This window comes from Nonomuraea fuscirosea (assembly GCF_035917475.1).
GTDB lineage: Bacteria > Actinomycetota > Actinomycetes > Streptosporangiales > Streptosporangiaceae > Nonomuraea > Nonomuraea fuscirosea.
Genome location: NZ_CP109074.1, coordinates 6,930,963 through 6,950,709, shown reverse-complemented (window position 1 = coordinate 6,950,709; position 19,747 = coordinate 6,930,963). Strand labels below are relative to the sequence as shown.

Sequence of the window (19,747 nt, the reverse complement as noted above, 5' to 3'; positions counted from 1 at the left end):
GTGGTCGCGCGCGGTGACTACAGCTTCTCGAGCTTGGCGTACGGCGCGGTCAGCCGGTAGGTCTCCGAGCCGAAGTCGACGATCACGGCGACGTCCTGGTGTACCGCGATCACGCGGCCGAGGCCGTATTTGTCGTGGCTCACCCGGTCTCCCGTGACGAATTGCTCAATCGCGGGCGGGGGTACGTCGGGGACTTTGAAGGGGCTGGTAGGCAGCTGGCGCCGGGTGGCGGCTTGATAGGGCCTCATTGGCTTGATTATGGTCCTTACCGGGAGATAAAGCGACCGAAACCATCAGATACTGGTGGAATTCATACCCTGGCCTGTTGGAGATGGCCGGGAAGTGCCGGTAAGCCGGCCTTCCGGTTACCCGCCGGGTGCCGGGAACGGCTCGCCGGATTCGGGAAACGGTCTTCCGGGGTTCCGGAGACGGAACGAGAACGGGCCCGCCCCCCGAGGGGTGCGGGCCCGGCCTCATGCTGCTCGCCTGATCAGGCGGCTACGATGTTCTCCGCCTGCGGGCCCTTCTGGCCCTGCACGACGTCGAACGACACCTTCTGACCCTCGGTCAGCTCGCGGTAGCCACCGTTGGAGACGATGTTGGAGTAGTGCGCGAAGACGTCGGCGCCGCCGCCGTCCTGCGCGATGAAGCCGAAGCCCTTTTCAGAGTTGAACCACTTCACGGTGCCAGTAGCCATGTCGATCTCCTTCAGAAATTGCAGGAACGAGAGAATCCGCACCGCGCGGATCTCGTGTCGCCGCGATGAGCCCATCCGGAGAAGACCGGTAAACGAAAAACGCGCCTGCAGATCATGTCTGTCAGGCGCGCAAAGTCACTATGGGTGCCATAACTGCAACGTGTAGAACTCTATCACAGGTGTGACGCTGCCTTCAGCGGAAGCGACCCGTCGCGTCGCGCCCGTCTTGGGCCCCGTTGTGGGTGCCGTCCTCGGGGCGGTCCTGAGACGCCTGAGCCCGGTGGGAAACCGGGAGGAAGACCGCGAAAGATCCGATCACAGAACGCCGATCCCCCCTAAGATGCGGTCAAAGGCAGAGAAGGGTGACGCGTGACCGAGAGTGAGCGACCCGCGGGGAAGGTCGACCCGAACGTCCCCACCGTCGCCCGGATGTACGACTATTTCCTGGGCGGTAAGGACAACTTCCCCGCCGACCGCGAGGCCGCCGAGCGCATCGTGCAGCTGAGCGGCAAGGGCGGCGCCGACGTACGGGAGATGGCGCGGGCGAACCGGGGCTTCCTGGTCCGCGCGGTGGAGGCGGCCGCCAGGGCCGGCGTGCGGCAGTTCCTCGACATCGGCACCGGCCTGCCCACCCAGGACAACGTGCACCAGGTCGCCCACCGGATCGTCCCCGACGCCAGGGTCGTCTACTCCGACAACGACCCGGTCGTGCTGGTCCACGCTCGCGCGCTGCTGACCGGCGACCCGCACACGGTGATCGTCGAGGGCGACGCGCACGACCCCAGGGGCCTGCTCGACGCCGCCGCCCGTCACCTCGACTTCGGCGAGCCGGTGGCGGTCCTGGCCGTCGCGCTGTTCCACTACCTGGCCGACGACGACGAGGTGGCCGGCATCGTTCGGACCCTGCGCGAGCCGCTGGTGCCGGGCAGCCACCTGATCATCTCGCACGCGTACGTGGAAGAGGGGCAGAGCTCCGGCGAGCGCAAGGCCGGCACCGAGGAGGTCTACCGGCGCACCACCGCCGGCGTGCTGCACTGGCGCGACCGCGACAAGGTGCGCGCCTACTTCGACGGCCTGGAGCTGCTCGAACCCGGCCTCGTGCCGGTCCAGGACTGGCGCAACGACGACCCGATCATCGCCCCCGGCCTGGACAAGGGCGGCATTCTGGGCGGCGTCGGCCGTGTCCCGCTCGAAGCCCCACAGTCCGGCTGAGCGGAACCGCGACACACCACGCGAGAGCGCCCTCTCACCCCCACCTGCGGCGTAACCTGCGGAAACAGGGCCGTACGCAGCTCCGACCTCCCCCGCGTGCCGGCCAGGCACACAGCGAGGGGGAGTGCGGATGATCACGGCCGTCGCGGGCGCGTTCGCGGCAGTGGACCAGGAATACCTGTTCGAGGCGCGGCAGATGCAGGCGCTGTCGTTCATCGTGCACATCCCGCTGGTGTGCTTCGGCATCGCCTTCCCGGCGATGGTGCTGTTCTGCGAGTGGCGCTGGCTGCGGACCGGCGACGCGCTCTACCGCACGCTGGCCCGGCGCTGGGCGAAGGTGATGCTGGCGCTGTTCGCCATCGGCGTCGTGACGGGGACGATCCTCAGCTTCGAGCTCGGGCTGCTCTGGCCGGGCTTCATGGCGAGCTTCGGCAACGTGTTCGGCCTCGGCTTCACCATGGAGGGCTTCTCGTTCTTCATCGAGGCCATCTTCATCGCGATCTACGTCTACGGCTGGGACCGGCTGCGGCCGCGCACGCACTTCCTCATGGGCATCCCGGTGGTGGCCGCGGGGATCACCGGATCGTGGTTCGTGATCTCCGTCAACGGCTGGATGAACCATCCCGGCGGCTTCGCGCTGCGGGACGGCCGGGCGGTCGAGGCGCGCCCGTGGTCGGCGCTGTTCGCCAACGAGTTCTTCTGGCACGAGTTCGTGCACATGTACTTCGCCGGGTACATCGTGGCCGGTTTCCTGATCGCCGTCCCGTACGCGTGGAGCTTCCTGCGCGGCCGCTGGAGCCGGTACCACCGCACGGCCCTGACGGTCGGGCTGTCGGCCGCGGCGGTCGCCGCGCCCCTGCAGATCGTCATCGGCGACTGGGCCGCGCGTGAGATCGCCCGGCACCAGCCGGTGAAGCTGGCCGCGCTCGAAGGGCTCGGGAAGACCACCAGAGGCGCGTCCGAGCATCTGCTGGGCTGGTACAACGGCGCCGAGGTCGTCTACGGCATCGAGATCCCGCGGCTGCTGTCCCTGCTCGCCTTCCACGATCCGGACGCGACGGTCGCCGGCCTGAACACGGTGCCGGCGCAGGACATCCCGCCGGTCAACGTCGTCCGGCTGGCCTTCCAGAGCATGGTCGGCATCGGCACCCTGCTGGCCCTGCTCGGCCTCGTCTTCCTCTACGTACGCCTGCGCCACAAACGGCTGCCCGGCTCGCGCTGGTTCTACCGCGCGGTCGTGGCGGCCGGGCCTCTGTCGGTCGTCGCCCTCCTCGCCGGCTGGGTCACCACGGAGGTCGGCCGGCAACCCTGGATCGTGTACGGCGTGATGCGGACCGGCCAGGCGGTGACCGGCGCGTCCGGCATCCCCATCGGCTACGGCACGCTGATCGTCGTCTACCTGGGACTCGCCGGCGGAGTCTGGTGGCTGCTGCACCGCTTCAGCCGCGTGCCGCTGGAGGAGCACCATGACTGAGATCCCGATGCTGCTCATCCTCGCCGGTCTCGCCGCCTACACCGTGCTGGCCGGCGCGGACTTCGGCGCGGGCCTGTGGACGTTGCTGGCCGGCGGGCGGGAGAGCCGCGACGAGCTGCGCCATTACGCCCGGCACGCGATGGGCCCCGTCTGGGAGGCCAACCACGTCTGGCTGATCTTCGTGCTGGTCGTGTGCTGGACGGCGTACCCGGTCGCGTTCGGCTCGATCATGTCCACGCTGGCGGTGCCGCTGTTCCTCGCGGCCGTCGGGATCATCCTGCGCGGCGCCTCGTACGCGCTGCGCGGCCAGCTCGACGGCGCTCCCGGCGAGCGGCCGGTCGAGTACCTGTTCGCGCTCTCCTCGATCCTGACGCCGTTCGCGCTGGGCACGGTCGCGGGCGGGATCGCCTCGGGGCGCGTCCCGGTGGGCAACGCCGCGGGAGACCTCGTCACGAGTTGGCTGAACCCCACCTCGGTGTTCATCGGCGCGCTCGCCGTCGCCACCGGCGCCTACCTGTCGGCCGTCTACCTGGCCGCGGACGCCCACCGGGTGGGATCCCGGTCGCTGGAGTCGGCCTTCCGCACCCGTGCCCTCGTCGCGGGCGGCTGCGCGGGCGCGCTCGCGCTGGCCGGGCTCATCCTCGTCCGGTACGACGCGCCCGCGCTGTCCGCCGGGCTGACCAGTGACGGAGGCGCGGTGATGGTGGCCGTCTCCGGCCTCGCCGGCCTGGCCACCCTGCTGCTGGTCTGGCGGCACCGCTTCGGTCCCGCCCGCGCCTCGGCGGCGCTCGCCGTCGCGGCCATGGTCGCCGGCTGGGCCCTGGCGCAGCGGCCGTACGTGCTGCGCGGGCTCACCCTCGACCAGGCCGCGGCCGGGCGCTCGACCCTGACGGCCGTCATCGTCACGGCCGTGATCGGGGTGGTCGTGCTGTTCCCCGCGCTGTTCCTGCTGTTCCGGCTCTTCCTGCGCGGCGACCTCGACCACGGCGCCGCCCCCGCCGCCGCCGAAGCCGCCGCGGGGCCCTCCGCCGCGCCTGCCACCGGAGGCGCCGCCGGACGTTCGATCGCGCGCCGCCGGCACGCGGCGTTCGCCGGTGTCACGCTGGTCGCCGGCGTGGCCATGACCGTCCTGGCCGGTCCCGGCTTGGTCCTCGCCGTCGGCGTGATCCTGCTGGTCGCCTGCGCCGCGGCCACGTTCACCCTCGTGGCGGCGGAATCCTGATGCCGGTCCGCCGTCGTCAGCCGGCCGCGCCCGCTTCGCGGGCGGGTGTCACCTCCACGACGAGGTGTTTCGTGACGGGCTGGGCGCTCTGCGTGCTGACGTCGGCGATCCCGCACAGGACGTTGAGCTCCGGCATGTAGCCGGCGGCGCACCCCGGCGGGATCTCGTAGCCGATCGCCCGGTAGCCGTGCACCGTCCGCCGCGATCCGTCCCTGGAGATGCTGGTGATGTCGACCAGGTCGAACTCCCCGAGCCCGCGCTCGCGCATGTCGCCCTCGTTCATGAACACGATCGTGCGCAGCCCCTTGACGCCGCGGTAGCGGTCGTCGTTGGAGTAGATGGTGGTGTTGAACTGGTCGTGCGAGCGCACCGTGGTCAGCAGCAGCCGCCCCTCGCCCGGGTCGGTGTCGTCGGGCAGCGGCGGGCAGGCGAACTCGGCGCGGCCGGACGGCGTCAGGAAGACCCGCTCGCGGGCGAGCTGGCGGATGCGGAAGCCGTGCGGATGGCGGGCACGGGCGTTGAAGTCCTCGAACCCGTCCAGCACCCGGGCCATCGTGTCCCTGACCCGGTCGTAGTCGTCCACGTAGTCCTGCCACGGCGTCCGGCTGCCCGGCAGCGTCGCCTCGGCCATGCCCGCGATGATCGCGCACTCGGAACGCAGGTGCGGCGAGGCCGGGGGCTTCATCCCGTACGAGATGTGCACCATCGACATGGAGTCCTCGACCGTGACGCCCTGCACCCCGCCGGCCTGGTGATCCTCGTCGGTCCTGGCCAGGCAGGGCAGGATGAGCGCGCGCCGGCCGTGCACGAGGTGACTGCGGTTGAGCTTGGTGCTCACCTGCACGGTCAGCTCGCACGCGCGCAGCGCCTCGAACGTGTACGCCTGGTCGGGCGTGGCCAGCGCGAAGTTGCCGCCCAGCGCGACGAACACCTTCACCTCGCCCCGGCGCATCGCCTCGATCGTGCCCACGGTGCCCAGGCCGGGCTCGCGCGGCGGATCGATCCCGCAGACCTCCGCCAGCCGGTCGAGGAACGCCGCGTCAGGCCGGTTGTTGACGCCGCAGGTGCGGTTGCCCTGCACGTTGCTGTGCCCGCGGACGGGACACGGCCCGGCCCCCTCGCGGCCGAGGTTGCCCCGCAGCATCAGCACGTCGACGATCTCCCTGATGGTGTCGACGCCGTGCTCGTGCTGCGTCAGGCCCAGGCACCAGGCGATGATCACCCGTTCCGACGCCAGGTAGGAGTCGGCCAGCCGGCGGATCGCCTGCTCCTCCACGCCCGACCCGCTGACCAGGTCCGCCCACGGGGTTGCCGCCACGGCCGCGCGGTACTCCTCGAAGCCGTGCGTGTAGCGGGCGATGAAGTCGCGGTCGAGGACCTCAGGTGTCTGCTCCGCCCGCTCCAGCACGGCCTTGGCGACGCCGCGCATCAGGGCCAGGTCGCCGCCGATGCGCACCTGGACGTTCATCGTGCCGGTCCTGGTCGTCCGGAACGTGGCCATGTCGATGAACTCGTGCGGCACGATCGTCCGCCGCGACGCCGCCTCGATCAGCGGATTGACGTGGATCAGCTGCGCGCCGCGCCGGTCGGCCTCGGCCAGCCACGTCAGCATCCGCGGCGCGTTCGTCGCGGCGTTGTCGCCCATCAGCCAGATCGCGTCCGCCTGCTCCCAGTCGTTGAGGTCGACCGTGCCCTTGCCGGTGCCGATCGCCGCCGTCAGCGCCCGGCCGCTGGCCTCGTGGCACATGTTGGAGCAGTCCGGCATGTTGTTCGTGCCGTACTCGCGGACCCAGAGCTGGTAGAGGAAGGTCGCCTCGTTCCCGAGCCGCCCCGAGGTGTAGAACGCGGCCCGATGCGGGCTGTCCAGCCCGCGCAGCGTCTCGCCGACCAGCGCGAACGCGTCCTCCCAGGAGATCGGCCGGTACGTGTCGCTGCCGGGGTCGTACGCCATCGGCTCGGCGAGCCGGCCCACGGCCTCCAGGTCGTGGTCACTCCACTGGGACAGCTCGGCGACGGTGTGGGCGGCGAAGAAGTCACGATCGGCCTTGGCCGGCGCCAGCTCCCAGGTCGCGTGTTTGATGCCGTTCTCGCAGATGTCCAGCCGCAGCCCGCTCGGGTCGTCCGGCCATGCGCAGCCGGGACAGTCGAACCCGCCGTCCTCGTGGTTCATCACGAGCAGCGCGCGCAGGCCCTCCACGGGCTCGCCCGCGCGCCGCAGCACGTGCGCCACGCTGCGCGACGCGCCCCATCCCGCGGCCGGATGGTGGTAGTCGTGGCGCAAGTAGTCGCCGGGGGCGGGTCCGCGGCCGAGCGCGGGCTCGCCCGGCGCCCCGCCCAGCATCCGCCGCTCGGCGTCGGGCCGCCCGTCAGCCGGTGATGTCATCTGAAGGTCCCTCCGATCGGCGGGCACGGCGGCCTGGAGCCACCGCGTCCGGCCCTGCCTGGCGGGGGGAACGCGCTAACGCGTGGTCACCTACCCACTGGCGGGCACGGAAGACCTCGCCACCCTGCGGCCTCGCCTCGGACGGACGCCGCCGCTCCACGCGCGGCGTGCTCCGGCTCAGGCGGGCACGGACGCCGCTTCCCAGACGAACCCGTCCGGGTCGGTGCAGGGACCCGCGGCGCCGCCCATCACGATCCCGTGCGAGCCGGTGCCCTCCTGGGGCATACCGGTGTCCTTGGCGAGCGCGCGGCGCGGGTAGAGCGCGAGCGTGACGGCCGAGGACGGGGTGTCGAACTCGACGTACTTGCCGCCGAAGCTCTTGGCCACGGCCAGGCCGCGATCGACGTAGAAGCGCTTGCTCGCCTTGACGTCCGCCACGCCCAGCAGCAGCGCGACCTGGTCGATGCGGCGGGTGACGGGGCCGGAGTCCTTCTTCTTCGAGGTGGCGATCTTGCAGATCGTCCCGTCGGGGGCGCGGACGACGGCGCCGTACCCCCAGAAGCTCTTCGTGGCCGGCTTCAGCGTGGTGGCGCCGGCGTCGAGCGCGACGCCGACGAGGGCGTCCACGTCTCCGGGCTGGGACACCACGAGGGACAGCGCGAACCCGCGGAATCCGGCCGCCGGCGCGTCGGAGGCGCGCACGCTCACGTACGAGCTCAGGCCGAATGCCGCGTAGAAGGCGTCCGCGGACGCGGGGTCGGGGGTCTCCAGGGTGACGGAGGCGAGAGTGGTCATGACTGGTCCTTCCAGGTTTGTCGTGATGTGGAGTGGTCGAGTGTGCTCACTGGTCTTGGAGCAGCCCGAGAACGTTGCCGTCGGGGTCGATCACGGTGGCCGTCACCCGGCCGCCGCCGACCTCGTGCGCGGGCTCCTGCACGGTGGCGCCGGCGGCGGTCAGCTCGGCCAGCTTCGCCTCGATGTCCTCCACGTGCCAGTACGCCACCGGCGCCGTCATCCCCTGCGGCCCGCCGCCCGGCACCAGGCCGATGTGCTGGCCCGCGACGTCGAAGCCGACGTAGTAGGACGCGTCGGTCTGCGGCTGGACGCCGAGCAGGGCCGTGTAGACGGCCTTGGCCTTCGACAGGTCGGACACGGGGTGCAGCACGGTCTTGATGCCCTGGGCTGACGAGGCGGTCATGGTCGCTCCTGTGGTCGGGGGCCGGTGGGTGGCCCGCTGTCTTCGTGTCCACAGCCTCTCGCCGGGACCGCCCCGCCCACATCCGTGGTGACCACGGAACCGACCACGGATTCCCGGTACGGATGCACGGTACGGATGCACGGTACGGATGCACGGCACGGACCCCGTACGGATCGCTGCGCACGGGCACGCGCCCGAAGAGACGTACGGGGCGCCGCGAAGGGGTGGCGCAGGGGCGATGCGGAGGGGACATGCTGACGCGATGCGGCAAACTAGGACGGTGCTGGCAGAAGTGGAGATATCACCTCGCGAGGCCGAGGTACTGGAGCTGGTCGGTGCCCACCTCAGCAACGCCGAGATCGCGGCCAAGCTGTGCATCTCGGTCCGTACCGTGGAGAGCCACGTCTCCTCGCTGCTGCGCAAGCTGGAGGCGCCGGACCGGCGGGCACTGGCCCAGCGCGCACCCGAACCGGCCGGATCCGGCTCCTCGGGATCCGGCCCCTCGCGCCCGGCCCCGGTGCTGCCGGCCCCGCTGACCTCGTTCGTCGGCCGGGTGAGCGAGCGGGCCCAGCTGACCGACCTGATCAGAACGCACCGCCAGATCACCGCCGTCGGGCCCGGCGGGGTGGGCAAGACCCGGCTCGCACTGGCGGTGGCCGCCGACGCCGCCGGCGACTACGCGGACGGCGTCTGGTTCGTCGACCTGGTCCCGGTCGCCGACCCCGGCATGATCGCCACCGCGGTCGCCGGCGCACTCGGCCTCGGCGAACAGCCCGGCCGCGACCTGACCGATTCCGTCCTCGCCGCCCTGGCCGACCGGCACGCCCTGCTCATCCTGGACAACTGCGAGCAGGTGGTGGACGGGGTGGCCCTCTTCCTCGAACGCCTCCTCGCGGCCTGCCCCCGCCTCACGGTGCTGGCCACCAGCCGGGCCCGGCTGATGGTGCCGTTCGAACGGGTGTACCCGGTCCCACGGCTCTCACTGAGCGCCGACGGCAGCTCGGACGCGGTCGCCCTCTTCCTGGAACGCGCCGCCGCAACCGGCCACCCCCTGAACCTCCCCCCACCCCCCACCCACAACCACCCACCGCCCTCCAGGACCGCCCCTGCCCCGAACCACACGCCGACCCCCAGGGCCGATCCCGCGCCGGGCCGCACGCCGGATTCCAGCACCGATGCCGAGCCGGGCCGCACGCGGGATCCCGGACCCGGACCCAGATTCGGAACCGGAACCGGAACCGGGCCCGTAACCGGGACCGGAATCGGACCCGGAACCGATCCGTTGTCGGCCGGCCACGAGAGCCATCCTGCGCAGGGATCCGTGCCGAACCCCCGAAGCACCACACCCCTCTCACCAGACGCCCTCCCGGGGGCCTCGCTCAGGGAGCGGATCTCCGTGATCTGCGAGCGGCTGGACGGGATGGCGCTGGCGATCGAACTGGCCGCCGCCCGGTATCCCACGCTCGGCCTGGACGGCATCACCGCGGCCCTGTCCCATCCGCTCAGGATGCTCACCGGCGGGTCACGGGCCGACGAGCGGCACCGTTCGATGCGGGCGGCGCTGGACTGGAGCCACACCCTGCTGGAGCCGTCCGACCGTGCGCTGCTGCGCCGGGTGTCGGTGTTCGTGGCGCCGTTCACCGTCGCGGCGGCGGCCGAGGTGGCCGGTTCGGACGAGGGCCTGGTCGCCGACGGGCTGGCCCGGCTCGCCGAGCAGAGCCTGCTGACGGTGACGGCCTCCGCCGCCGGCACGGAGTACCGCGCGCTGGAGACCATCCGCCAGTACGGGACGGAGCGCCTCACCGAGGCCGGCGAACTGGCCGCCACCCGGACCCGTCACCTGCGCTGGTGCCTGGCCCAAGCCGCCGGGCTGGCCGTGGTCCGGCAGGACTGGCGGGCCAGATTCGACCTGGTGGCCGACGACCTCCGCGCGGCCCTGGCATGGGCGGCCGAGCAGCCGGAACAGCGCTCCGACGCCTGCGACCTGGCCCGAATGCTGGCGGAGCTGACCTTCACCCGCAACCTGACCGGCGAGTCCCAGCGGCGTTACGAGCAGGCGGCCGAACTCGCGACCGACCCCGCCGTCACCGCCGCGATGCTCCGGCAGGCCGCAGCCGTGGCCGGCTGCCGCACGGCGGGCGACGACATGTACCGCCTGCGCCGCGCAGCCGCGGAAGCCGCCCGCGAGGCAGGGGACACGGTCGGCACCGCCGTCGACCTGGCCACCGCCGCCACCATCGCATTCCGCTTCTCCAGCACGTTCACACGACTCCCGACCCGGGACGAAGCACTCACCCTGATCACCGAGGCACGCAGGGCAGCCACCGGCCATCCGCCCGGTGACCGTCCGACCGGCCAGGGTTCGGCTGGGGTGGATTCGGCCGATGAAGGTCTGGTCGGAGCGGATCCGGCTGTGCGGGCTGCTGTGGCGCTGGCCGAGGCGGCGGTGATCACCGATACGTTCGGGGCCGCTCAGGGGCCGCCGGGAAACGCCGTACCGGAGACGAACGCGCGCGCCGAGCGGGCGGTCGAGCTGGCCCGCGAGACCGGCGACCCGCTCGCCGTCTCGGCCGCACTCGACGCGCTCACCGGAGCGCTGAGCTGGGCCGGCGACACGTTCGCCACAGCGGCCACGGCCCGGCACCGGATCGCGCTCCTGTCGTCCCTGTCGACCGGCACCTACGAGACGATATCGCCTACCGGGATCCGTGAGACGGTGTCGCCGGCCGTTACTCACGAGATGTTCTCGCCGGCGGGCACCCGCGAGGCGATGTGGCCGGCGGGCACGCGCGAGGCGATGTCGCTGACCGGTACCCGTGAGCCGACGTCGCAGACGGGCACGCACGAGATGATCTCGCCGGCCGCCACGCACGAGATGATCGACGCGCTCGGCATCGCCGTCGAGGCCGGTCTTGGCGCGGGGGACGTGCTCGGCGCCCGTCAGTGGGCGCGTCGGCTGGCCGACCATCCGTCGCTGGCGGAGGCGGGTCATCGTGCCACGTGCCGGCTGCTGATGGTCGACGCGCTGGCGGGCGACGTGGGTGAGGTGCTCACCGGCAGCGTCCGGTTCCTCGACTCATGGCGGCGGGCCGGCAGCCCCTCCCGGCAGATCCTGTCTCCGGCGGCGGCCGGCGTGGCGATGATCCACGGCCTGCGCGGCGATCACGACGCCCGGCGCGAATGGCAGGAGGTTGTGCGGCAACTCGGCACCCCGCCGGAACACACCTACGGCTACGGGGCGGTCTTCGACGCGATCCTCCTGCTGCACGACGGGCAGGCGGCAGAGGCACTGGAGCGAATGGCCCCGGAGCCCCGCCAGGTGTGGAAGTGGGTCACCTGGATCTGGCTCCACTGGTACGTCGCACTCCGGGCCGAGGCCGCCGTACTAGCCGGAAGTCCCGACGCCCGCGCCCGCCTGACCGAGGCCGGAAACTTGGTCGAGGGCAACCCGGTCGCCGCCGCCATCGTGCGCCGAGCCGAGGCAGTGCTCGACAACGACGGGGAGGCGCTGGTCGCCGTGGCGGACGCGTTCGCCGCCGCCGGCTGCCCCTACCAGGCCGCTCGGACCCTGGTGCTCGCAGGCGGTGACCACGCCGAACGCGGCGCCTCCGCCCTCGCCGCCCTCGGCCTCACCCCCATGACCCCGTCCCCCGGCCCAATGCCCGGAAGCGGCCCGTCTACTGTGAGCCCCGGAGAGAGCTCGTAAAGAACGGAGGAAGGACGCCGCAGTGAAGGCCACAGGGATGATGAGCAGCGTGCCCGGGCCCGCCACCGGAACCGGCTTCGGCGAGACGAAGACCTCCGCCGGGCTGGTCGCCGGGGTGGACATCGGTGGGACGAAGACCGCTGCGGGGCTGGTCGACCCGTCCGGTGCCCTGCTGGCCGGCGCGACCCGGCCGACCCCCGCCGCCGAGGGGCGCGAGGCCATCCTCGACACCGCCGCCGAGCTCGTCCGTTCCGTCGCCGGTGACCGGTGGGGGAGCGTCACCGCGGTCGGCGTCGGCAGCGCGGGTGTCATCGATCCGGAGCGCGGGGTGGTGGTCTCCGCCACCACCTCCCTGACCGGCTGGGCGGGCACCGACCTGCGCGGCGGCCTGTCCCGCAGGCTCGGCGGCCTGCCCGTCGCGACCGCCAACGACGTGCACGCGCACGCCCTCGGCGAGCACTGGCGCGGTGCCGCAGCGGGATGCGCGGACGTGCTGCTGGTCGCCGTCGGTACCGGCGTCGGCGCCTCCATCGTGCTCGGCGGCCGGGTACGGCACGGGCCGCACGCCGTGGCCGGGCACGCGGGCCACGTACCCGTACCGGCGGCGGCCGGCGCGCCCTGCCCCTGCGGAGGAACGGGACACGTGGAGGCGGTCGCGTCAGGCCCCGCGCTCCTCGCCGAGTACCTGCGCAGGGGCGGGACGGGCGCCGCCGACCTGGCCGGGGTCGCCCGGCTCGCCGCCGCCGGCGACCCGCTGGCCACGGACGTCCTGGTCACCGGCGGGACCGCGCTCGGCCAGGCGATCGGCGGGCTGATGAACGTCATCGACCCGGAGATCGTGGTGATCGGAGGAGGCGTCACCGGCTGCGGCGACCCCTGGTGGCAGCCGGTACGCGCGGCCATCGCCGCCGAGACGCTGCCCGCCCTGCGCGACGTCCCGATCGTGCCCGCCGCCCTCCCCTCGACCGCCGCCCTCCTCGGCGCCGCCCGCCTGCCCCTGACCATCACACCGACGGCTATGACGACGGCCACAGCGACAGGCACGGCGGACACCTCGACAGGCACCTTGCCCCGATCAGTGACGGACGCGGCGGCGGAAGAACCACCATTCACCAGGAAGAACCCATGACGTCCCACCAGCAAGGCCCCATGACGTCCACGACCCCCGGTCATCCGGCGGTGCTGGAGGCGATCCGTGGCCGGCTCGTGGTCTCCTGTCAGGCCTATCCCGGCGAGCCGATGCGCGACCCCGGCACCATGTGCCGCATCGCCCAGGCCGCCGCCGAGGGCGGGGCCGCCGGGATCCGGGCTCAGGGCATCGAGGATCTGCGCCGCATCAGGGCCGCACTCGACCTGCCGCTCATCGGCCTGTGGAAGGACGGCGACGGCGAGGTGTTCATCACGCCGACCCTCGATCACGCCCTCGCCGTGGCCGGCACGGGGGCCGACATCGTGGCCGTTGACGGCACCCTCCGGCCGCGCCCCGACGGCCGTACGTTCGCGGAGATCGTCGCCGCCGTGCACGACCGCACGGGCAGTCTCGTCATGGCGGACGTCTCCACCTACGAGGAGGGCGTGGCCGCCGCCGAGGCGGGCGCGGACGTCGTCGGGACGACCCTGTCCGGGCACACCCCGTACTCACGGCCGGGACCGAGCCCGGACCTCGACCTGGTCGCCGCGCTCAGCCGCGACCTGCCCGTCCCGGTGATCGCCGAGGGTCGCATCCACACGCCGGAGCAGGCCGGTGCGGCCATCGAGGCGGGCGCCCACGCCGTCGTCGTCGGCACCGCCATCACGCACCCCACGACCATCACCCGCTGGTTCGCCGACAGCGTCACCCGATCGCCACGGGAGGTCCGTTCCGAGTGAGTACGGGTACGGTGACCCCCTTGTCAGGGGCCGCACCGCCGTGGAGGAGTCCCTGAACCCGGCTTGACGTCCACCGGCGTAGCGTCGATGCCATGAGAGGGACAGCGGCGGGCGTGAAGGGGCACATCATGGCGGGTGACGGCAGGGTGCAGGTGCGCCGGGTCTACGAGGAGCCGGCCGGCGACGACGGCACCAGGGTGCTGGTGGACCGGATCTGGCCGCGCGGGATGACCAAGGAGAGGGCGCACCTCGACGAGTGGTGCAAGGAGATCGCCCCCTCGACGGACCTGCGTACCTGGTACCACCACGACCCCGACCTGTTCGCCGAGTTCGGCCGCCGCTACCGCGAGGAGCTCACCGAGCCGGAACGGGCGGCCGCCCTGGCGCACCTGCGCGAGCTCGCGGAGGGCGGCGCGCTGACCCTGCTCACCGCCACCAAGCAGGCGGAGATCAGCGAAGCGGCCGTGCTCGCCGAACTGCTTCGGGGCGACGGGGACTGACCGTGGCCGGCCGGCGCCGAGCGGAACGGCCGCTTCCCGGATGCCGGCCGGTCGTATCGCGCTCAGGTGGCATCCTGCTGTTCCAGCCACTTCACCATCGCCTGGTTCGTTTCCTCCGGCTGCTCCTGCTGGATCCAGTGACCGCAGTCAAAGCTGATCACCTCCACGCCGGGTACGAACTCCGCCAGGTTCTCACCCCGTGCGATCACATCCCTGTCGCCATAGATCATGAGGGCGGGCTGCCGGATGATCGGGTCCACGTCCGCCAGCAGGTGCCAGTTGCGATCGAGGTTCCGGTACCAGTTGATGCCGCCCGTGAATCCCGATGATTCGAAGGCGGAGACGAGGACCGCCAGTTCGCCGTCGCTCATGATGGGCTCACCGAGTGGTGTTTCCGCTCTGGCGAGATCGATCAGCGCCATGCCCGGCCGAGGCTTTCCCGGGGGCTCGTTCTTCCGGTACAGGTTGCGGAGAAACTGGAAGGTGTGGTCGTCGAATACGGCGTCCGCGACGCCCGGCTGCCGATTGAAGTGGACGAAGTAGAAGTCGCCGCCGAACATCTCTTCCATGAACTCGATCCACGGCTTCTCTCCGCGCGCCTGGTAGGGCAGGCTCAGGTTGATCACCTTGTTCACCCGGCCGGGGTGCAGCAAGGTCAGTCCCCAGACGACGAACGCACCCCAGTCATGGCCGACGAAGGTGGCGTCTTCGTATCCATAGTGGTCGAGGAGCGCGACGAGGTCACCTGACAGGTGTTCGATGTCATAGTCCGTCACTTCGGCCGGGCGGGACGAGTTGCCGTAACCCCGCTGGTTCGGTGCGATGACGTGGTATCCGGCCGCGGCGAGGGCGGGCATCTGGTGGCGCCAGGAGAAGGCGTGCTCCGGCCAGCCGTGGCAGAGCACGATGGGTTTTCCCGCGTTTTCCCGGCCCGCTTCGAAGACTTCGAGTTCCACACCGTTGACCGGAACAAGAGTGGGCTCGGGAAAATCGGTGAGATTGAGCATCGCGTTTCCTCTCTGTCTTTTCGGGGCGATCGGGCGACGCAGGTTCCGAAGAAGGCGTCGGCGCACCCTTGGTGTTCGCTCGCGGTTGACCTCGTCGGTGAGATCAGGTCGCCATCTTGCCCACCGAAACCGGTCACCTCATGACCGGTTTTCTGTGGAAGTGTTGGCGGCGTGCGAACCGACCGGCTGGTGGCCATCCTCCTCATGCTGCAACGGCGCGAGCAGGTGACAGCGGGAGAGGTCGCCCGGGAGCTGGAGGTCTCCGAGCGCACCGCCCGCCGCGATCTCGACGCCCTGGCCATGGCCGGGGTGCCCGTGTACTCCATACAGGGCCGAAGCGGCGGCTGGCGCCTCGTGGGCGGCGCCCGCACCGACCTGTCCGGATTGACCGCGAGTGAGGCCCGCGCCCTGTTCCTGGTCGCCGGCCAGGCCTCGGTGGCGACGCCGGCCGTGAAAGCGGCGCTGCGCAAACTCGTCCATGCCCTGCCGGAGCCCTTCCGGGTGCAGGCCGAGGCGGCGGCGTCGTCGTTGGTCATGGACCCGCAACGATGGGGGTCGAGCCGGGTCGAGCACCGGCCACCTCGCCGCCTCGACGCACTCCAGGACGCGGTGATCCGCGGCGTCCAGGTGCGGCTCGGCTACGTCGACCGCGAAGGCGCCGAAACCGAGCGAACCGTCCATCCGCTGGGCATCGTCGCCAAAGGACCGACGTGGTACCTCGTCACTCACACCGACGCCGGCCGACGGACGTTCCGGATCGACCGCGTGTCATCCGTCGAGCCGACCGGCGATCCCGTGCACCGACCCGACGGGTTCAACCTCGCTGAGAGCTGGAGGGAGATCGCCGACAGAGTCGACCGCATGCGAACACCCCTCGAAGCCCGGGCCGTGTGCACTCCCGAAGGGGTCGGCAAGCTCCGGATGTCGCTCGGGGACCGGCTCGAGGTGGGCGGTTCCACGATCGACGGCCGCATCGAGGTCGTGATCCGCGGCTACAACGAGTACGCGCTCGCGGGCGAGCTCGCCGGGCTCGTCGAATGGCTCGAAGTGACCGGCCCACCTGGTGTGCGGGACCACCTCACCCTGATCGGCAACGCGCTCCTCGAGCGATACGGCACCTGAGACGGCCTCGACGATGCCGGCCATCAGCCGCGTAGTGGTCTCGATCCTGCCCGCTCCCCACCGCCGGCAGGCAACCTGGAGTCCTTGTCCACCACCACACCGACTCACCGTTCCGTGGTGGCGAGGGCGATGTGGGGCGGCTCTACCAGGGACGGAGTCTGGCCGGCCTGTGCGACCCAGACCTGTCCGGTACGGTCGTCGGCCAGGACATGCTCCACCGCCTCGGCGATCAGCCCGGCCGGGGCGATCCGGCAGCCCGCGTCCACGAGGGAGCGGCGGAACGGGGCGAGGATCGGCGTGTCCACCAGGCCGGGGCACAGGGCGTTGACGCGGATGCCGTCGGCGGCCAGCACCAGGGCGGCTGAGCGGACCAGTCCGATCAGCGCGTGCTTGGCGGCGGAGTAGAAGACGTCGGGGGAGGGGCTGAGCCCGGCGATGCTGGAGACCACGACGACGGAGCCCGACCCCTGCGCGCGGAATGTCGGCAGGGAGGCCTGGAGCCCGTAGACGGCGCCGTCGAGGTCGACGGCCATGGTCGCGCGGTAGCGTTCGGCGGTGAAGTCGTGCAGGCCGCAGCTCCCGGGGACGCCGGCGTTGAGCACGGCGACGTCCAGCCGGCCGTAGGCGGAGATCGTCTCGGCGACGGCGGCGTGATTGTCCTCGGGCCGCGTGACGTCCAGCCGGACGAACAGGCCGCCGATCTCGTCGGCGACGGCCCTGCCCCGGACGGCGTCGAGGTCGGCGACGGTGACCCGGACACCCGAACGGGCCAGCCGCCGGGCGACGGCGGAGCCGATGCCACCGCCCCCACCCGTGACGAGCGCAACGAGCCCCGTCCGGCGGCCGATCCCGGTCATGGGCCTGGGCATCGGGCCGGGTGTCGGTCCCGTCATGGGTGTGCTTCGTCGGAGAGGCGGTAGATCTCGGCGCCGCGCCGGCCTAGGCCGTGTTTGCGCAGGTGGCGGCCGCCGTACAGGCGCTGCGTCGCGACCAGGAACGCCAGGGTGACGACGAGCAGCCCGTCGTCGAGCGCGGGCACCAGGTCGATGGGCAGGGTGAGCGCCATGAGCACGCGGATCGCCGCGTCGGCCGCGAAGGCCGCGCCCCAGATGGCCGTGAGCCGCCTGAGCAACTGCCGGAAGGCCGGGAAGCGTCGCCAGCCGGCGTCCCAGGACGCCTGCTGGTCCGGCGGCATGAACGTGCGGGCCTCGTACAGGAAGGGGTGGGCGCGCAGCAGGGTGAGCAGCATCCACATGGCCAGGGCGGCGGTGCCCCAGGCGTTGCGCACGAGGAGCACCCGCGGGCTGCCGGTGACGAACGACATGGCGACCGTCAGCGACATCGTGGCCAGCACGAACAGGGCGACGCCGCTGACCCGCCGCTGGGTGACGATGCCGTGCACGGCGCGGGTGGCCGGCAGGACGCCGCCCGCCAGCAGCGCGGGCAACTGACCGGCGCCGGCGCCGCGCAGTCCGTAGAAGACGGCGAGCGGGCCCGCCACCTCGACGGCGATCAGCCCGATCGTCTTCCGCCGGCCGGCGAAGACACTGGAGGCGGCGGTCATCGCGTCGCCTGCCGGAATGTGGCGGTGAGGGAGGTGGAGGTCATCGGGTCGCCTGCCCGGTCGTGGCGGTGAGGAAGGTGGTGACGACCTCGCGGCTGTAGACGGCGAGGTCGAGGGCGTGGGGGCCGTTCAGCCGGGGTGCCGCCGCCTCGATCGCGCTGCGGATCATGACGGCCATGGACCTCGGGTCGAAGTCGCGGAACTCGCCGCTCCGCTGGCCCTCGCGCAGCAGCTCCTCCAGCTCCCGTACGCCCGGCTCCTGGTGGCCGGCCGAGCTGTACGCCTCTCCCGAGGCGTCGCGCAGGTGGGCGCCGAGCTCGGTGAGCGCCCTGATCTCCTTGGGGTGTTCGCGGAGGAACGCCAGGTTCGCCTCCACGTACGCCTGGAGCCGCCCGGCGGCGCTGTCCTGCTGCTCCATCCTGCCGATCATGAACTGGGCGCCCGCGCGGTAGACGCTCTCCGCGATGGCCTCGATGAGGTCCTGCTTGCCGGCGAAATGGTAGGAGATGAGCCGGGGGCTGCTGAGCCCCGCCCGCTCGGTGATGCGGGCGAAGGAGGCGCTGTCGTAGCCCAGCTCGGCGATCGTGTCGATGGCCGCCTTGATGATCTGCGCGCGGCGGGTGGCGTTGGTGACGGACTCACGGGACGCTTTGAGGGGCTGTTTTATCTGCATAGATAAAAAATGGTATGTCCAGATAAATGCTGATGTCCAATCGGGCGGCTCAGTCGGGCGTCTCGGCCGCGAGCAACTCGGCCGACAGCAGGATGGGCGAGCGGCCAGGCGCTGATCAGGCCGGGAAGAGGGCGCGGTCGGGGCCGGGCAGCCAGTGGTCCCCGGTGGCGTACGGGCGGAACCGCTCCTTCACGTACGCGATGAGCATCGGCAGCGACGGATGCCGGTTCGCCTCGTGCCACATGAGCGACCACGGGTACACCGGCGTGGGATCGACGATCGGAATCTCGACGACGTCGAGAGGGAACGGATACTGCCGCTTGTTGCCGAACGTGATGACTTCAGGCGAGCCCGCGACCCGCTCCGCGATGTGGTCCCGGCCGAAGAACGGGCCGGAGCTGTCGATGCGCACGCCGAACTCGGCGCTGAGGAACCGGTAGAAGTCCGCCCACTCGCTGTCGTGGGCGGCGTTGCCCGGCATCCACGCCGTCGAGCCCGACAACTCCTCCATCCGGACGCGCCTGCGCCTGGCCAGCCGGTGCCGCCGCCCGACCAGGACGGGGATCGGCTCCAGACAGGCGGGGACGCGCCGGATCCCCTGAGCGAGCGGCTCCATGGCGCGGCCGAACGCCGCGTCCACCGAGCCCTCGGCGAGCATCGACCCCCGCGCGCCGGCGCCGCGGGAGACGACGATGTCGACGTCGGCGTCACCCGCCTCGTAGAAGGCCCGGACCAGGTCCATGGAGGCCGTGTCACGGCCGAGCACGTCGATGCGCAGGGCCCGGCGGCGCGCGCGCAGCATCGCCGCGGCCTGGTCGGCCATGCTGATCAGCGCCCGGGCGTGCGGAAGGAAGGCCGCTCCGTCCTCGGTCGGCCTGACGCCGGTGCGCGACCTGAGCAGCAGCGACACGCCCAGATCGGATTCGAGCTTGGCGATCCGCTTGGACACGGCCTGCTGGCTCATGCCCACGCGGGCGGCCGCCTCGGTGAAGTGCCCGTCCTCGACGACGGCGAGAAAGGTCCTGACGGCGCCGAGGTCCAGCTCCATGAACCACTCCTGGTGGGGTACGTCGGGTGTCGGCCGCAGCACATCGTAGGACGGCCGCCGATCACGAGGCGA

18 protein-coding genes are annotated in these 19,747 nt (G+C 71.7%); 8 read left to right on the top strand and 10 right to left on the bottom strand.

Annotated elements, in window-relative coordinates; all coding sequences use genetic code 11:
• Window positions 1-17 precede the first annotated feature (17 nt).
• Together OIE67_RS31815 and OIE67_RS31810 are read right to left on the bottom strand one after the other, a co-directional pair.
• Window positions 18-143 carry a hypothetical protein gene (locus OIE67_RS31815; RefSeq protein ID WP_281262627.1) on the bottom strand — a complete coding sequence of 42 codons (126 nt, stop codon included), beginning with the start codon at window positions 141-143 and terminating at the stop codon, window positions 18-20.
• A gap of 347 nt (window positions 144-490) precedes the next feature.
• Window positions 491-697, bottom strand: a complete 207-nt coding sequence (locus OIE67_RS31810) for a cold-shock protein (protein WP_106245888.1) — start codon at window positions 695-697, stop codon at window positions 491-493.
• A gap of 369 nt (window positions 698-1,066) precedes the next feature.
• Between OIE67_RS31810 and OIE67_RS31805 the strand changes: the two genes are divergently transcribed.
• The 3 genes from OIE67_RS31805 (at window position 1,067) to OIE67_RS31795 (ending at window position 4,605) form a co-directional block, all read left to right on the top strand.
• Window positions 1,067-1,909 (top strand): SAM-dependent methyltransferase, encoded by an 843-nt coding sequence (locus OIE67_RS31805; protein WP_326627372.1) that lies wholly within the window; start codon window positions 1,067-1,069, stop codon window positions 1,907-1,909.
• Window positions 1,910-2,039: 130 nt separating this feature from the next.
• Window positions 2,040-3,383, top strand: coding sequence for a cytochrome ubiquinol oxidase subunit I (locus OIE67_RS31800; protein ID WP_326627370.1), 1,344 nt, complete (start codon window positions 2,040-2,042; stop codon window positions 3,381-3,383).
• Window positions 3,376-4,605, top strand: coding sequence for a cytochrome d ubiquinol oxidase subunit II (locus tag OIE67_RS31795; protein WP_326627368.1), 1,230 nt, complete (start codon window positions 3,376-3,378; stop codon window positions 4,603-4,605). Before OIE67_RS31800 ends, OIE67_RS31795 begins: the two co-directional genes overlap by 8 nt.
• 16 nt (window positions 4,606-4,621) lie before the next feature.
• Here the strand turns inward: OIE67_RS31795 and OIE67_RS31790 are convergent, their stop codons facing one another.
• The 3 genes from OIE67_RS31790 to OIE67_RS31780 form a co-directional block, all read right to left on the bottom strand.
• Window positions 4,622-6,988: an FdhF/YdeP family oxidoreductase gene (locus OIE67_RS31790; protein ID WP_326627366.1), complete on the bottom strand. Its 2,367-nt coding sequence runs from the start codon at window positions 6,986-6,988 to the stop codon at window positions 4,622-4,624.
• Between the two features lie 177 nt (window positions 6,989-7,165).
• A complete protein-coding gene (locus OIE67_RS31785; RefSeq protein ID WP_106245608.1) occupies window positions 7,166-7,783 on the bottom strand; it encodes a VOC family protein in 618 nt (205 codons plus the stop codon).
• A gap of 46 nt (window positions 7,784-7,829) precedes the next feature.
• Window positions 7,830-8,186, bottom strand: a complete 357-nt coding sequence (locus OIE67_RS31780; RefSeq protein WP_326627362.1) for a VOC family protein — start codon at window positions 8,184-8,186, stop codon at window positions 7,830-7,832.
• Between the two features lie 280 nt (window positions 8,187-8,466).
• Between OIE67_RS31780 and OIE67_RS31775 the strand changes: the two genes are divergently transcribed.
• From OIE67_RS31775 to OIE67_RS31760, 4 genes are all read left to right on the top strand, one after another.
• On the top strand, window positions 8,467-11,892 hold the full coding sequence (locus OIE67_RS31775) for a LuxR C-terminal-related transcriptional regulator (protein WP_326627360.1): 3,426 nt from the start codon (window positions 8,467-8,469) through the stop codon (window positions 11,890-11,892).
• 22 nt (window positions 11,893-11,914) lie between these two features.
• Complete coding sequence (locus OIE67_RS31770; RefSeq protein ID WP_326627358.1) at window positions 11,915-13,021, top strand: ROK family protein; 1,107 nt, start codon at window positions 11,915-11,917, stop codon at window positions 13,019-13,021.
• A 20-nt stretch (window positions 13,022-13,041) separates the two neighbouring features.
• Window positions 13,042-13,761 (top strand): N-acetylmannosamine-6-phosphate 2-epimerase, encoded by a 720-nt coding sequence (locus OIE67_RS31765; RefSeq protein ID WP_326627356.1) that lies wholly within the window; start codon window positions 13,042-13,044, stop codon window positions 13,759-13,761.
• A 92-nt stretch (window positions 13,762-13,853) separates the two neighbouring features.
• Window positions 13,854-14,261: a DUF488 domain-containing protein gene (locus tag OIE67_RS31760; RefSeq protein WP_326627355.1), complete on the top strand. Its 408-nt coding sequence runs from the start codon at window positions 13,854-13,856 to the stop codon at window positions 14,259-14,261.
• 62 nt (window positions 14,262-14,323) lie between these two features.
• Here OIE67_RS31760 and OIE67_RS31755 read toward each other — a convergent pair whose 3' ends face one another.
• Window positions 14,324-15,268: an alpha/beta fold hydrolase gene (locus OIE67_RS31755; RefSeq protein ID WP_326627353.1), complete on the bottom strand. Its 945-nt coding sequence runs from the start codon at window positions 15,266-15,268 to the stop codon at window positions 14,324-14,326.
• Window positions 15,269-15,439: 171 nt separating this feature from the next.
• Between OIE67_RS31755 and OIE67_RS31750 the strand changes: the two genes are divergently transcribed.
• Entirely contained in the window at window positions 15,440-16,390 is a 951-nt protein-coding gene (locus OIE67_RS31750; RefSeq protein WP_326627351.1) for a helix-turn-helix transcriptional regulator, read from the top strand.
• Between the two features lie 104 nt (window positions 16,391-16,494).
• On the opposite strand, the gene OIE67_RS31745 is transcribed toward OIE67_RS31750, so the two are convergent.
• The 4 genes from OIE67_RS31745 to OIE67_RS31730 form a co-directional block, all read right to left on the bottom strand.
• Window positions 16,495-17,283, bottom strand: a complete 789-nt coding sequence (locus OIE67_RS31745; protein WP_326627348.1) for an SDR family NAD(P)-dependent oxidoreductase — start codon at window positions 17,281-17,283, stop codon at window positions 16,495-16,497.
• The gene (locus OIE67_RS31740; protein WP_326627346.1) at window positions 17,280-17,954 is read right to left on the bottom strand and encodes a VC0807 family protein; all 675 of its coding nucleotides are present in this window, start codon (window positions 17,952-17,954) and stop codon (window positions 17,280-17,282) included. The genes OIE67_RS31745 and OIE67_RS31740 overlap by 4 nt, the downstream gene beginning before the upstream one ends.
• A 40-nt stretch (window positions 17,955-17,994) precedes the next feature.
• Window positions 17,995-18,627: a TetR/AcrR family transcriptional regulator gene (locus OIE67_RS31735; RefSeq protein ID WP_326627344.1), complete on the bottom strand. Its 633-nt coding sequence runs from the start codon at window positions 18,625-18,627 to the stop codon at window positions 17,995-17,997.
• Between the two features lie 115 nt (window positions 18,628-18,742).
• The gene (locus tag OIE67_RS31730; RefSeq protein WP_326627343.1) at window positions 18,743-19,675 is read right to left on the bottom strand and encodes a LysR family transcriptional regulator; all 933 of its coding nucleotides are present in this window, start codon (window positions 19,673-19,675) and stop codon (window positions 18,743-18,745) included.
• Between the last annotated feature and the right edge of the window lie 72 nt (window positions 19,676-19,747).

Bases quoted from the DNA above. Each gene is read 5' to 3' on its own strand.
- OIE67_RS31810 (WP_106245888.1), bottom strand. From the start codon at position 697: ATGGCTACTGGCACCGTGAAGTGGTTCAACTCTGAAAAGGGCTTCGGC.
- OIE67_RS31800 (WP_326627370.1), top strand. From the start codon at position 2,040: ATGATCACGGCCGTCGCGGGCGCGTTCGCGGCAGTGGACCAGGAATAC.
- OIE67_RS31795 (WP_326627368.1), top strand. From the start codon at position 3,376: ATGACTGAGATCCCGATGCTGCTCATCCTCGCCGGTCTCGCCGCCTAC.
- OIE67_RS31790 (WP_326627366.1), bottom strand. From the start codon at position 6,988: ATGACATCACCGGCTGACGGGCGGCCCGACGCCGAGCGGCGGATGCTG.
- OIE67_RS31785 (WP_106245608.1), bottom strand. From the start codon at position 7,783: ATGACCACTCTCGCCTCCGTCACCCTGGAGACCCCCGACCCCGCGTCC.
- OIE67_RS31780 (WP_326627362.1), bottom strand. From the start codon at position 8,186: ATGACCGCCTCGTCAGCCCAGGGCATCAAGACCGTGCTGCACCCCGTG.
- OIE67_RS31765 (WP_326627356.1), top strand. From the start codon at position 13,042: ATGACGTCCACGACCCCCGGTCATCCGGCGGTGCTGGAGGCGATCCGT.
- OIE67_RS31760 (WP_326627355.1), top strand. From the start codon at position 13,854: ATGAGAGGGACAGCGGCGGGCGTGAAGGGGCACATCATGGCGGGTGAC.
- OIE67_RS31755 (WP_326627353.1), bottom strand. From the start codon at position 15,268: ATGCTCAATCTCACCGATTTTCCCGAGCCCACTCTTGTTCCGGTCAAC.
- OIE67_RS31745 (WP_326627348.1), bottom strand. From the start codon at position 17,283: ATGACGGGACCGACACCCGGCCCGATGCCCAGGCCCATGACCGGGATC.
- OIE67_RS31740 (WP_326627346.1), bottom strand. From the start codon at position 17,954: ATGACCGCCGCCTCCAGTGTCTTCGCCGGCCGGCGGAAGACGATCGGG.
- OIE67_RS31735 (WP_326627344.1), bottom strand. From the start codon at position 18,627: ATGCAGATAAAACAGCCCCTCAAAGCGTCCCGTGAGTCCGTCACCAAC.
- OIE67_RS31730 (WP_326627343.1), bottom strand. From the start codon at position 19,675: ATGGAGCTGGACCTCGGCGCCGTCAGGACCTTTCTCGCCGTCGTCGAG.